The organism is Sulfurimonas limnophila, from assembly GCF_059705345.1.
Genome location: NZ_AP046127.1, coordinates 1,444,730 through 1,458,308, shown reverse-complemented (window position 1 = coordinate 1,458,308; position 13,579 = coordinate 1,444,730). Strand labels below are relative to the sequence as shown.

Genomic DNA, 13,579 nt, shown 5'->3' with positions numbered 1-13,579 from the left:
ACAATGTTAAAGATTAAAATATCACTTCTTTTAGTGGCTATATCTCTCTTTTTAGGATGCAAAGATGCTCCTAAAGATGGAGCAGCAAAAATCCACTGGGATAGAGATATGTGTGATAGATGTGTTATGGTTTTAAGTGATAGAAAAAATAGTATTCAACTAAAACATCCAACTACAAATAAAGTTTATAAATTTGATGATATTGGATGTATGGTCTTATGGTTTGATGAAGAAAATATAGATTTTAAAGATAGTGCTAAGATTTGGATTACAGATGCAAATAGTGGTGAGTGGATTGATGCAAGAGGTGCATTTTACACATCTGAGAATGTAACGCCAATGGCTTTTGGCTTTAGTGCTTATGAAAAAAAAGAGTCTATAAAAGATGGCGAAGAGATTTTAACTTATGATGAGGTTCTTAAAAAAATAAAATGAGAATACATTTAAAAAATACAGTTCTTTTTGAAAATATTGATGAAGATACTATAAAAAAGATAGAGAGTTTTACTACTGAGCATAAGGTGAGCAAAGACAACATAGTCTTTTATGAGGGTGATGAACCAAAATATCTCTACCTTTTAGTAAAGGGTGTAATCAAACTTTATAAAACATCATCAAGCCATAAAGAGATTGTGCTTAAATATTTTCACGAAAATGAGCTAATCGGAGAGGTGGCAAATTTTGAGGGTATTCCTTATCCTGCAACCGCAAAGGCTTATAGTGATGTAGAGTTTTTAAAGGTAGATTTTGAAAAGCTAAAAGAGGTTATATTTTTAAACCCAAACTTAGCGTTTAACATTCAGACATCTCTTATAAAAAAGATAAAAAATCTTGAAAATATTATCTCTACAAATTTAGTTTTAGATTCAAAAGAGAGAGTGGCAAAATATATTTATAACCACTGTGATGATTTTTTTGAGACAAAAAATATAGAAATTGCTGAGATATTAGGAGTCTCGCCTGAGACACTCTCTAGAATATTGAAGTTTTTTAAAGATAATGGAATTATAAATATCAAGAAAAAATATATCGATAAAGATGCTCTTGTTGAGTATTTTTAGCCTAAGGCAGCCTTTACTGACAGATATCAATAAAACTTTTTATATGCTTCGTTAAAATACAAAAATTTTATAACGGAGCTACTTATGCGCTACTTTTTTTTACCATTTCTTATATCTCTTTTTATAAGTACACTATTTGCAAATGAGAGTAAAGTTTGTCAAAAATGTCATCCTATAATATACGAAGAGTATTACAAATCTTCACATAAAAATGCCTCAATATACAATAACCCAATACATGCAGCGATGTGGGATAAACACCCAAAAGATGATAAAGGCTACACTTGTGCAAAGTGTCACTCTCCAAGTGATGAAAAAGCCCTAAAAGAGGGCGTACTTACTGAAAATGAAGTTCAAGTTGAAGAGCCTATCTCATGCGTATATTGTCATAATATAAAAGAGGTTCAAGAGGGTGAAGAGTCTAATACAAACATCACAACAGGTAAGCATAAAGAGTTTTATACCGCTGAGAAGGGCAAGAAAGGTAGCGCTGCATTTGAAACTGAAAAGTCTTGGTTTGGACTTGTAAAAGAGCCAAAAAGCTCTCCTTATCACAAAATAAATTATGACAATGAAAATTTTTATAACGGCAATGTCTGTATGGGTTGTCACTCTCATGTAAATAATGAACACAATTTTGATATAACAATGCTAGATGCAGTAATTAGCGAAAAAGATAAAAACAGCTGTGTTACGTGTCATATGCCTCAAGTAATTGGCTCAAAAGTAAGTATAAATGAGACAAAAACACATGCCTTTCACGGAATCGCTGGTATATATCACATGAATGATAAGATGGGTGATTATATAGATTTTAAAGTAACGCAAAAGCCTCAAGGTTTTGACGTTTTAATTACAAACAAATCAAATCATGCGCTCTTTGGCCAAGCCCTGCGTGCGGGAATTCTTAAAGCTACAATTATAAGAGATGGAAAAACTATAGTTTTAGAGCCTTTTGTATTTGAGAGAGTTTTAGCAAAAGACGGTAAAGAAGTTATGCCATGGAGCGCAGATTCTCTTCTTAAAGATACTCTGATTTATGCAAAAAAAGAGGTTCATTTTTCTAACGCTCTTAAAGCTGGAGATAAGTTAACATTGACGCTTGGTGTTGTGAGAATAACACAAGAGGGCGCTAAAGAACTAGGACTTGAAGCGGGTAAAGAGTTTACAAAGTTTAGAATTTTAAAAGCAGAGAAATTTGATTTTTAGCAAAGTGTACTATAACTTTATCAACAGGAACTTTGTAAGTTACCTTATAAACATTACTCTCTGCTGCCCAAACTGACACACTCAACAAACACGCTAATAGAATTTTTCTCATTATATATCCTTTTGTTTTGCCCTATTTAGGCGCAATATTTAAACTTCTCTCTCAAGAAATTTATTATTATAAGTCTACATATTAAGTATAAATGAGATGTTAATTTTTTGTTAACAAAGTGTTAATGTAAAATGTGGGAATGTGTATTAAAGCTTACCATTTAGAAGTCTAATTAAAGACTCCTTTACATCGCTAAAAGCAAATACTCTTTTACCATTGTATTTTTTTGCAAAAGCTTGGGCATCTTCATAGCTTTTAAATGGAACTAAATCATCACCTGCTGGAGATGTTACAGAACTTCCATAGACATAAAAAGCACCCTTAGCGTTGATCGGTTCTAGGGAGTTATAATCCATAACCAATATCTCTTTAAAGTCATCTTCACTCTTAACTCCAATATCAAACCAGCGTCCAGGTTGATGATAAAACTCAAACATAGATTTTGGACTGCTGAAAAATATCTTTTTTCCGCTGTTTAGCTCTATTTTAGAGACCCACTGAGGTCCTTTGTGTACTTTGATTTTTCTAACCAAACATTCACTCTCTTTATCGTAATCCATCGAATAAGAGAATGCTAAAGAGCTCATAAGTACTAACGCCAATAGAATTTTTCTCATATACTACCTCCTTAAACTAAATCTTTTCTCTTAAATATCGTATATCCAAACCAAGCAAAGAGTATGCCTAAAAGGAGTGGATAAGCGATAGAAAGCAGTACAAAGCCCTTTTGGCTCATCAAATCGAGAATATAAAATGCAACAGGACCCATAACTGTAAGTTCTGGATCGAAGAGTGAAATAGCAGCTACTCTAAATAGCTCCATTGGATTTATCATCGCTATAAAGATGATAAATCCTTCATTAAATCTCTGTTGCATCATAAGTGAGATAAGTGCTATATCTATAAAAGCAAGTAGAAATATCCAGATAAAAAATGCGATGCCAAGAGCAACTTCAGATGACTTTACAAAAGATGAGATAAAAAATGCTATTCCCAAAAAAGTACTCGACAGTGAAAAGAGAAGCCCAGTATACAAGAAGAAGATGCTCCAAGGTATATCAGCACCCTTCATCGCGCCGTAAAGTATAGCAATTATCATGGCAAAGAGTACAGGGATGTAAACAGTGATAAATCTGCCTATGATTTTGCCCCAGTAGTACTGTTTTAATGAGATAGGAAAAGATAACATATACTCTAGGATATGGTTATCTCTATCTCCAGAAATTGAGCGAACGGTTGTTATCAAAATGAAAATAGGAAGTATAACTATCGTTATTTGAATATACATAAGCAATAGTCTGCTAAGTCCACTAAAGCCCATGACTTGGGACTCTGTAACACCTGCTATAAAAAACAGAGCGATAAGTCCGCCAAAGACAAGTGAATAGACTAAGAACCATTTTGCTCTTATAGACTCTTTTAAATCTAAGTACGCAATTAAATATAAATTTTTCAAAAAAACGCTCCTTTATTGCCCTAATATCTGTTTTCTAATTTTTGGATTTGCCATATGTTCACCTCTGAGCATTTTTAGCTCCACTTCATCTGCTTTGATTGAGTTTGGCATCTCATTTTCATATGCGCCAAATCCATAGTTCATAGGTGTTTTATCGTTGATGATAAAATAAGCCACATTAGCATCTATATATCTATTTGTATCGTTTGAGAAAATTTCTATCTTTTTACCTTCCAAAGATATATTTTTCTCTTTTGCCCATAAAACAAGACATCCAAAATCATCGAAATAGTAGCTCTTTGTGCCATCTTGAAGCTTTGCAGTATGGATATTTGATGAGGGTAGAGGCATGTTGCATTTTGGGCAACTTTTTTTATTTTCTGAGCTTGTTGCATCTGATGAGCTACATGCAGATATAAACATAAGAAAAATAAGAGAAGCGATAAAACTAAAAAATTTCATCTGAAACAACTTTTCCCATGTCCATATATATCTGTCTATTTACTAACTCTTTTACCTCTTCTAGTCTATGAGTAACAAAGAGAAGCGTCTTCTCTTCACTGTTTTTACTAAGAAGTCTGTAAAAATCATCTCTTGCTTTTGGGTCAAGATTTGCTGTTGGCTCATCATAGATTATGATGTTGCTCTCTTTTGCCAAGCTAATAGCTATGAGAAGTTTTTGCTTCATTCCACCGCTTAGTTTAAAAAAAGATTTATTAAGGTTTGCGCTGATGTCAAGTTTCATCTCATTTGCATAGTGCTTGATTAACTCTTTATCAACATCTGCACTTACGCTTATGTAGTGCATAAGCTCTTCTATGCTTAGTTTGATAGGAGGCGGAAGTTGTGGAACAAAACTGATGTTTTTGAGTACTTCTGTACGCTCTTTTATAGGGTTTAGCCCGTTTATGAGTACTTCTCCGCCATCTGGGTGATAGTAGCCTAAAATAGAGCGTATAAGCGTTGTTTTACCAGCTCCGTTTGCGCCCATAAGTGCGACAGAATCACTTTTGTTGAAATTGCAACTTACATCATCAAGCGAGAGATGTGAGCCAAATTTTTTTGTAAGATTCTTTACCTTTATCATCTGCTACACCAAGTTTTTTAGTCTAAAATCAAATTTAAGTGCATCTGCATGACAAACATCCACGCATCTTCCACATAGTGTGCAGTCTGCCCCAGTGATATACTCTCTAGTTATCCCTTTTTCTTCTCTTTGTGCATCGTATTTTGCTTTAGTTATCTCTAAAACTTGATTTTCAAAACAGACATCATGACAAACCATACAGTGGTCACAGTTATCATTCCACTCAATTCTAAGTGCTGAGACTTTTCCTATATATCCATAAGTTGTTCCAATTGGGCAGATGTATGTACACCAAGCTCTACGAGAGTAAAAAACCTCAATAGCAAAAACAACGACAACCCAAACAAGAGCCAAACTCCAACCATAAGCAATCATACGGCTAAGAATTCCAACAACGTTAAAAGTTTCAAAAACCAAATAACCACTCACTAAAGAGAAGAGCAAAAACATAGCCCAAAAGATATGTCTAACTCTATGGTCAAACTTTCTCTCTTTTATGATCTTCTTGCTTACAAGTGTGTTGTGCCACTTCTCGCCAACTTCACTGAGTATTCCATAAGGACAAACCCATGCGCAGTAACTTCTACCACCAACTAAGAGATAGACAAGCACAATAGTTATAGTTCCGATAATCATATTTACAGGTAGTTCATATGTAGCTAAGAAAAGCTGCATAGTTGTAAAAATATCTATAAGATGAAAACCTAAAAATCTTGAACCATTAAGTGTACCCTCTAGGGTCTGTATATCGATATGAAAAGATAGAAAAAAGAGAAGATGCACAGATATAACTAGAAGCCATCTTTTCATTCTATAACTAAAAATCTTTTTCCCATCTTTTGTTCTATCAAAAAAAGTTGACCAAAAAGAGGAGTGTTTTATAGTCTCTCTATTGTTATATTTATCCATGATAATCCACCTTTTTTAGTGTTGTACTTGAGAAGAGAATGCACCTATCTCATCAGCATAACTTCTAAGCTCTTCTTCAGTTGTGTTGATAAGAAGTCCCTTCATGATAATGTTTTCTTTTCTTCCTGCTTTAAAATCAACCAAATCTTTATATAGTTTATCAGCATTTTGTCCATATAGTTTTGGACCCATAAGTGCTCTTCCGTCTTGTTCTCCAGAGCCGTTAGCACCGTGACAAGCTGAACATTTGCTCTTATATGCTGCACTCACTTTGATATCGCCAACATTTCCAGCTTTATCTTTTAGCGCTTTGAGTTGCTCCGACTCTTTATCTCTATCACTTTTTTCTTGTGGTTGTGCTATTTTTGGGGCTTCTGTTTGCATTTGCGTATTTTGATTACTGCCCATGTCATCTATAACTTTTGCATGTTCTCCGCCATGATATGCTCTTCCTTGTGACACAGTATAAGCCATCAAGCCAATAATTAATAGTGTTAGTGTTGCTACAATAATATTTTTCATCTCTATTTTCTCATCTCTCTAATTTTTTTGTTAAATTCGTAAATCTCTTCTGCTAAGGCTCTTATCTCTTTTTCGTCCATCTGAGAAACCAAATCTTTCATAAGAACATTTTTAGCAGAACCATCTTTGAATTTTGAAATTTTTTCAAATATAAAATTTGCGTCTTTGCCAAGTAGTGATGGCCCAATTACGCCATTTGCATAGTCGTTGTGACATGCAGAACACTTAACGATAAAATTTTTACTAAATTTTTTGACAACCATAGATATTTCTACATTTTCATAAGGACTTCTTACATGTAGATTCGCATCAATTGCACTTCTTGGTTTTGTTCTCACAGAAGCATCATCATTTGCTGGTTGAGAGTTCATATCATATTCACTTTTTATATTATAGTCATAGTAGTATGATTGACTCTGATTTAAGTCACTCTTCTTTATAGCAACTTTTATCTCATCTGCATTTTCGTTTTTAACTACTTCAATGCTTTGCGCAGAAGTTACTTCACTGCCTGAAACTACTGCTTGGCTATTTTTACTATCTTTATCTTTTGAGTCACTACATCCACTAAATATTCCAAGTAGAACAACCGTGCAAACGAGGATGATTTTATCTATTTTCATTTTTTAGCCTTTAACTTTTATGTGAGTAAAATTGCTCATAAGTAACTCTTGGTTTAACAACTATTGAAGGTGTATTTGTTGGGCAAACTTCTTGACATACACCACAACCAATACATCCGTCATATATCTCAGGTCTATTTCCGCCACCGCTATCTCTAACCATAGCAATTGCGCTAAGTGGATTTGGAATAGGGCACATGTCAGCGCACAGAGTACACTGCTTATCCTCGAAAGAGTCAAATTTTTCTAGAAGCTTAGTCTCAAGCTCATTAGTATTTACAACACCGTTCGTAAATTTATGCATCTCTTTGTTGTAGCCCTTTGGAATAGGCGTATTTGTCATAGCGATACAAGTATTTGGAAACTCTAAGACAGCGATACCCATGTGGATATCTTGAGGCTTTTCACAGTGATGGTCCAGTGCTCCACTTGGACATGCAAGTACACAAGGAACAGCGCTACAAGCATAACAACCTCTCTCGTTAGCATCTATATATGGTGTACCAACTCCATGACCACTTACAAAATCAGAGAGTTTTATAGAGTGATAAGGACATACTTGAAGACATTGACCACATTTTATACAGAGTGCTAAAAACTTTTTCTCATCAACAGCTCCAGGAGGTCTTAATCTATGTTCTGCCTTTAAGACGTACGGAGAAAAAACCATTCCTCCTCCTAAAACAAGCCCTAAAACTCCTAAAGTGGAGTATTTTATAAACTCTCTTTTATCTGTTTTAACTGTTTCCAAAACTTATCCTTTGATTTTAACTATCGGCTCTTTGTCTTCAAACAAAAAAAGCGGCTTTGTAAATGGTGCTAACTTTGCTAAAAAATTTAGCAAAGATATAACTGGTGAACCATAAAAGAACTTTACATCTGGATTATAAATCCAGAGTTGATCTGCGTATTGATATACCTTGTGAGGTGTATCTCCTATGTTGTTTTCATCTCTATCAAATCCTTCATAATTATCCCAATAATTTTGAACTATCTCGTTATTGTAAGTTTTGCTTGACCTGCCATCATTTACAACATCTTCAATATTTCCCATTATCTTATTATTTTTGATAATGTTATTTTCACTTAGTGAGTGAAAATGTAGCGCTTCAGAGTTGTAAAGTATTTTATTGTTTTCTATCCAGTTGTTTGTGTCTGGCTCAAAAGGAGATCTGTCAATATACATCCCCTGTGCACAATATAATATCGTATTGTTTTTGATTGTAAAGTTAGTAACCTCTTTTAGTCCTATTCCCATTCCAGTGGCACCCAAAGAGCTTTTTATCACGTTGCCTGTTGCTACAGTGTCTTTAGAGTACATAAAAAAAATCCCAACAGAGTTGTATTGGTATCTATTGTTTATCACATGGTTTTTACCAGCGTACATAAAGTGCAAAGAGTATCTGCAATGTTCGCCAAAGTTCTCTTCTATTAAATTTCCGTGACTGTACCAAATAACCATATCACGAGAACGAATAAGAGAGTTTTTTCTGATGATATTGTCGTTACTGTACCAAAGTCTTAAGCCATCGCCCTTAAGACCAAGTTCAAAATCTTTTGATGTTATAGTATTGTTTGAAACGATAGAGTTACTTACCATCTGTAAATCTACCCCAAATAAACAATCATCTATAATACAATCGCTTACTTCACACTGTTTAACATCGGAGAGAACTATAGCTGCATCAATGTTTTCATGTCTATCGCCACTACCAATTATCTTTAGATTTTTAAGTGTCACGAAAGAACTTTTAACTTTAATTACTGTACCTTTGCCTTCTCCATCAATTATAACACCAGCCTCTTTTCCTATAATCGTAAGAGGCTTGTCAATAGTGATATTGCCTTTATAGACTCCAGCAGGAAGTTTCAATATTGAACCGCTTGGTGCATTATCTATCGCTTCTTGTAAGATATTTGCACCCAGAAGCGGTAAAAACAGAACCAAAAGAGAAAAGGTTAGCTTTAGCATTTTTATTGATTCATCTCTTTAAGAGCTTTTTGTTTTGCAAAAAATGCTAGCAAACTAAGAAGTCCAATAGCTACAATAAGAAAAAAACCAATCGAAGGATATGAGTGAGTTGTAAACTGAGCAATCTTACCATCTCCAAAAACAGTAGGCATGAAAGGCTTGATTTTAAACGCTCCCCAATCGTGAAGATTGTGTCCAAACCAGTATAACCAGTAGGAGTAATCAGCAATAAAAAGAAGTGGAAGAGATGCTGGAACTAACATGATATAGTTTAGGATTTTTTTGTTATACGCTATAAAAAATACCATTCCAAGAGATAGTGCCAAAAGAGCATAGATACCTATTTCTCTCTCAATAGTTCCGCCAACCCACATAGGATCCATACCTACATAGTGGTTGATTGTATTCATCTCATGTACTTCTCCGCTATATCCATCAAAGTGAAAATAAACTGGAATTCCTTGTGGGAATGCCTCTTTTGGATAGTTAGGAGCCTCAAGTGATACAGCCCAGATAGGAAGTGATGCAACACCTATCTCAGAAGCAGATGACATCATCTCATCCAAGTTATTATGTGCCTCTTTAGGCGTTGTTACGCTCTTGTATCTACCTTGATTGTAAAGGTTCCATATAGTTTTACTAAATGATGAAACATCATCATTTTTTCCAGCTTCAATTTTGTTGAGTGTTCCATGAAAAGCTATCATAGGAAATGTAAAAGAGAAGGTTAAGATTATGAGGGCTAAAGTGGCAAACACTCTTGCTTTTATAATACTTTTATGCATTGAAAGAGTTCCTTTTTAAATAAAATAAAACCTGAAGATTAATGTAAATCCTCAACTTTTATTTTAAGTAGTATTATATAACAAAATTTCTTTTATAAGATTGATTTATGAAATTTATTATTTTTTATATAAAAAAAGGGAGAGGATTTTCATCCCCTCCCTTTGTATAGCATCTATTTTATATTTTAGAATAGATTTGCGTTATCATCTACCCATTTTAGGTATTCAATGATATTTTTTGTCTCTTTTTCTTCCATATGTTGATTAGGCATTTTTAGGTTAAAGTAATCAATCATCCCTTTAACATAAGGATCATTGTACATTTTTTCAGGATTCATAACAAAATCCTTAACCCATTTCTCTCCATCAGCACCATGTCTTTGAAGAACACCTGTTAAATCTGGACCAGATGAAACTTTACCGATAACGTGACAACCGCCACAACCGCCTTCTCCAAATGCTTTTTCACCAGCAGATGCAGCAGCTGATTGTTTAGTTGCTACTAGTCTTACAAGAGCATCTTTTGCTCTAATACCAACGTCAGCTGTTTTAACCATTAGTTGCCAAATCATGTTTTCAAAAAGAATAGCTTTTTCAATGTCTCCAGCTTTAAGAGATTTGTCTGCTAATTTTTTCTGTTCAGGAATTTGGTTATACTGAACAAACGCATCCGTTACAAGATCGGCTACAACTTTATGTTTCTCATATTTGTTCTCTTTTAAGAACGCAACAACAGACTGGATAACTGCGTCAGTTGCAGCATTTGTTGCAACAGTTTTGTCATATTCAGCTTTAAGCTGCTCAGGAGTCATTGTTTGCATTTTCATTTTTTGAGCACTTTCGTACTTTTTATTTGGGTCTTTAACCATCATATAACCCATCATTTCTAAGTGAAGCGCAGAACAAAACTCAGTACAGTAGTAAGGGAAAACACCCTCGATATCAGCTATAAACTTAAGACTTGCAGTTTTACCAGGTTCTAGTGATGCGTGAATGTTGTAGTGGTCCACAGTAAATCCGTGAGCCTCATCTTGTGCACGCTCTAAGTTTGTCAGATAGAATGTTACTTCATCACCTTTATTTACGGTAATTCTCTCTGGATTGATGTGTGAACGAACAACAGTTGCATATACTGTAACTTTATTTCCGTTTCTCTCAATTCTTTCTTGACCAGCAAGTGTTTTACCAACGTGAATCTCATCTGTTCTAGAGTTTGTACCCATTGTATATCTTACGTGTGGGTGAAGTTTCTCTGCTCTAATTGCAACAGCTTGATGTGGCTCACCAAGAGGTAGAGGCATATCAACAAGAAGATCCATTTTTTTACCGCTAATGTCTATTAGTTGGTGGTTTTGTGGGTGTAGTGGTCCAACATTTTGGAATCTATCAATCGCTAATTTATTTAGAGAAATGATATATTTTCCTTGAGGATCAGCAGATTTACCTTCCATACCACATAAGTGACCAACGTTATAGTGAACGTTTACTTTATCTATAACTTTAAGTGTTTTATAGTTCCATTTTACAATTTGACTATCAACATATAAAGATGTATAAATTTCACCATCTACATTTGAGTATTGGTTATGCAATGGCCCAAGTCCTAGTTCTGCTTGTCCGTGAAGTGATTTTTTCATATCTAAGATAGGAACACCATAAGGGTCTTTTCCAGCAAACTCTTTAGAGTCTATAAGCTTTTTAATTTTACTCCACTTATATACAGAAGCATGAGTATCTAGCTTACCACAAACAGTGATGTACTCACCATCTGGTGAAACGTCAACACCGTGAGGTGATTTTGGCTCAGGGATTAAGAATAGTGCATTATGTTTAACTGCAATATCCATAGGAATAACTTTATGATCATTGATAATTTTTACGTTTTTAGGGTCTTTTGCAACTTCTGCAAGTTTCTTCCAGTTATATACATGTAAAAAGTCAGTGTCATTTCTACTCATACCAGCTTCGTTTGGTGGCATACCAACTTCAATTCCACCTGTATACATTTCAGAGTTAAATGAGTTTGTAAAGCCCCATCCATCAGAAACACCTTTACCTGAATCACTTAAATCTTGCATATATGGAGGCATTTCAATAGTAAATGACTCTTTTGCGTTGATTCTACCCTTGCTAGAGTCAAATCTCCACATAGTAGCTCCACCACGGTAAGCTTCTTTGTAGTCTTCAATTGGGTGGTAGTTATTATCAAGAGGAGCAGCATATTGACACGCCTCAATAATATAATCACTATTTTGAGTAAAGAAAGCACCACCGTGAGCTGATTTAAATACAGGGTTTACAACTATCTGCTTTGTTTCAAAGTCAGCTAAGTCAATGATAGCAATACGAGGGTTTGCTTTATCGTTGATAGCTAGCCATTTTCCATCATATTTTCCATCTTTTTCTGAGAGAGCAGGGTGGTGAGTATCTCCCCAGTTAAGTTCTCTTCCTCTTACGTTACCTTGTCTTAGGATAGCTTTTGATTCTTCATCAAAGCCATATCCTTGCCAAGGCTCAGGTGTAAATACGCCGATGTACTTTAAAATTCTCATTGATGGAACACCATAAACGATAACTTGTCCAGCTTGACCTGCTGAACTAAATACAACGAACTCATCTTTAACGCCTGAAGGGTTATAAGTTTTTGCAGCACGAACTACATCAACTTCACTCAGACCTCTTGCTTTCATAACTTTTTGAAGTTCACCATCAGCAAGCGACGAAGTCGCAGCTACAGATGCACCAACAAGAAGCGAAACAAGTTTTTTAGTATGCTTAGCCATTTTGTCTCCTTTGATTCATTTGAGATGTTAAAAACTACCCAAATCATAAACATTATATTAGAGTAAAGAGATGTGTAAAAATTTGACTACTGTCAAAATATTTTATTAATTTTAAAATTTAAGTTAAGATTTTGTATATGAGATAAGATTGTCTAGTTCATTTTTTAGATTTTGGAGTTTTTTCATAGACGAGCCTAACTCTTCAAAAGATTGTATGATAGCGTCTTCTTTTTTTCTAAGCTCTTTATCTCTTTTATCTTCATTCATAACATATATAAGCTCCACTAGATTTTCTATGTTTTGCTCAACTATCTCAAGTGATTTGTATGTGTGCTGCATAGAGTTTGAAGAAGCTTCTATCGAGTTATTTATCTTTTTTATAAGTAGATTAAAGTTCTCTTTTGCTTCTGAAATTTCGTTATTATCTTCTTGAATATCAAGCGGCTTTAATGTTTTAATAGATGAATTTGAAATAATCTCTTTAGAGGTAAGAATAAATTTTTGTATAAAATTCATTACCAGTTTTAGTTGTGTAAATAGATATAACAGAAGAAGAACTAAGATAAAAAAGAGAAGATATTGAACAAATTTATAACTGTTTTGTGTTTGATTAAAGTTTTCAATTTGTTCTTTTATAAAATTATCGCTCTGTATAATAAGCTCTAAATTTGTATTGTAAATCTCTTTTACCTCTTTTTCTAAAATAATGTTAGAGTATATAGAGTCGCTATTTATATGATCTCTAAAGTTTTGAACGTGAAGATAGAAGTTATTCCATAGTTTTCTTATTTTTTCATTTTTTTGTAATCCAATATCTTCTTCATTCATACTTTCTAAGAACTCTTTGATAGATTTTTCCAGTGTTTTAGAAGAGTCATCTTTATGTTTATATGAGTAAAAAATATTTTTTGAGATCTCTTGTGTAAAGTTTTTTTGTATATTCATAACAGCGAGTATATTATTGTGAGTAGATATTCTTTTAGAAGTGTAGTTGAAGATAAACGCTAACGCTATTGAAAATGAAAATATAAGTGCACCAGTAATTTTTATTTTTTGCATA

Annotated in this window: 16 protein-coding genes; 3 read left to right on the top strand and 13 right to left on the bottom strand. The window is 34.0% G+C overall.

The genetic code is table 11. The annotated features are described in order from the left end of the window. Window positions 1–3: 3 nt before the first annotated feature. The 3 genes from AC6H33_RS07330 to AC6H33_RS07320 all read left to right on the top strand — a co-directional run bounded on the left by AC6H33_RS07330 (window position 4) and on the right by AC6H33_RS07320 (window position 2,270). Window positions 4–435 (top strand): hypothetical protein, encoded by a 432-nt coding sequence (locus tag AC6H33_RS07330; RefSeq protein ID WP_497604236.1) that lies wholly within the window; start codon window positions 4–6, stop codon window positions 433–435. After that, window positions 432–1,061, top strand: a complete 630-nt coding sequence (locus AC6H33_RS07325) for a Crp/Fnr family transcriptional regulator (protein WP_497604235.1) — start codon at window positions 432–434, stop codon at window positions 1,059–1,061. Before AC6H33_RS07330 ends, AC6H33_RS07325 begins: the two co-directional genes overlap by 4 nt. An 84-nt stretch (window positions 1,062–1,145) precedes the next feature. Beyond that, window positions 1,146–2,270, top strand: a complete 1,125-nt coding sequence (locus tag AC6H33_RS07320) for a multiheme c-type cytochrome (RefSeq protein ID WP_497604234.1) — start codon at window positions 1,146–1,148, stop codon at window positions 2,268–2,270. On the opposite strand, the gene AC6H33_RS07315 is transcribed toward AC6H33_RS07320, so the two are convergent. From AC6H33_RS07315 to AC6H33_RS07255, 13 genes are all read right to left on the bottom strand, one after another. Continuing rightward, window positions 2,236–2,382: a hypothetical protein gene (locus tag AC6H33_RS07315; RefSeq protein ID WP_497604233.1), complete on the bottom strand. Its 147-nt coding sequence runs from the start codon at window positions 2,380–2,382 to the stop codon at window positions 2,236–2,238. The two genes, AC6H33_RS07320 and AC6H33_RS07315, sit on opposite strands and share 35 nt — an antisense overlap. A gap of 146 nt (window positions 2,383–2,528) precedes the next feature. Next, entirely contained in the window at window positions 2,529–2,999 is a 471-nt protein-coding gene (locus AC6H33_RS07310) for a nitrous oxide reductase accessory protein NosL (RefSeq protein WP_497604232.1), read from the bottom strand. An 11-nt stretch (window positions 3,000–3,010) separates the two neighbouring features. Next, window positions 3,011–3,838 carry an ABC transporter permease gene (locus AC6H33_RS07305; protein WP_497604231.1) on the bottom strand — a complete coding sequence of 276 codons (828 nt, stop codon included), beginning with the start codon at window positions 3,836–3,838 and terminating at the stop codon, window positions 3,011–3,013. Between the two features lie 12 nt (window positions 3,839–3,850). Further along, window positions 3,851–4,300 carry a hypothetical protein gene (locus AC6H33_RS07300; RefSeq protein ID WP_497604230.1) on the bottom strand — a complete coding sequence of 150 codons (450 nt, stop codon included), beginning with the start codon at window positions 4,298–4,300 and terminating at the stop codon, window positions 3,851–3,853. Beyond that, complete coding sequence (locus AC6H33_RS07295; RefSeq protein WP_497604229.1) at window positions 4,287–4,925, bottom strand: ABC transporter ATP-binding protein; 639 nt, start codon at window positions 4,923–4,925, stop codon at window positions 4,287–4,289. Before AC6H33_RS07295 ends, AC6H33_RS07300 begins: the two co-directional genes overlap by 14 nt. A gap of 3 nt (window positions 4,926–4,928) precedes the next feature. Then, complete coding sequence (locus AC6H33_RS07290) at window positions 4,929–5,834, bottom strand: NapH/MauN family ferredoxin-type protein (RefSeq protein WP_497604228.1); 906 nt, start codon at window positions 5,832–5,834, stop codon at window positions 4,929–4,931. A 15-nt stretch (window positions 5,835–5,849) separates the two neighbouring features. After that, entirely contained in the window at window positions 5,850–6,356 is a 507-nt protein-coding gene (locus AC6H33_RS07285) for a c-type cytochrome (RefSeq protein ID WP_497604227.1), read from the bottom strand. 2 nt (window positions 6,357–6,358) lie between these two features. After that, the gene (locus tag AC6H33_RS07280) at window positions 6,359–6,979 is read right to left on the bottom strand and encodes a c-type cytochrome (RefSeq protein ID WP_497604226.1); all 621 of its coding nucleotides are present in this window, start codon (window positions 6,977–6,979) and stop codon (window positions 6,359–6,361) included. 10 nt (window positions 6,980–6,989) lie between these two features. Next, on the bottom strand, window positions 6,990–7,730 hold the full coding sequence (locus AC6H33_RS07275) for a 4Fe-4S dicluster domain-containing protein (protein ID WP_497604225.1): 741 nt from the start codon (window positions 7,728–7,730) through the stop codon (window positions 6,990–6,992). Between the two features lie 3 nt (window positions 7,731–7,733). Beyond that, window positions 7,734–8,951 (bottom strand): nitrous oxide reductase family maturation protein NosD, encoded by a 1,218-nt coding sequence (locus AC6H33_RS07270; protein WP_497604224.1) that lies wholly within the window; start codon window positions 8,949–8,951, stop codon window positions 7,734–7,736. A 2-nt stretch (window positions 8,952–8,953) separates the two neighbouring features. After that, entirely contained in the window at window positions 8,954–9,736 is a 783-nt protein-coding gene (locus tag AC6H33_RS07265) for a cytochrome C (RefSeq protein ID WP_497604223.1), read from the bottom strand. 185 nt (window positions 9,737–9,921) lie between these two features. After that, window positions 9,922–12,519 carry a Sec-dependent nitrous-oxide reductase gene (gene nosZ, locus AC6H33_RS07260; RefSeq protein WP_497604222.1) on the bottom strand — a complete coding sequence of 866 codons (2,598 nt, stop codon included), beginning with the start codon at window positions 12,517–12,519 and terminating at the stop codon, window positions 9,922–9,924. Window positions 12,520–12,642: 123 nt separating this feature from the next. Further along, window positions 12,643–13,578, bottom strand: a complete 936-nt coding sequence (locus AC6H33_RS07255; RefSeq protein ID WP_497604221.1) for a hypothetical protein — start codon at window positions 13,576–13,578, stop codon at window positions 12,643–12,645. Window position 13,579 lies beyond the last annotated feature (1 nt).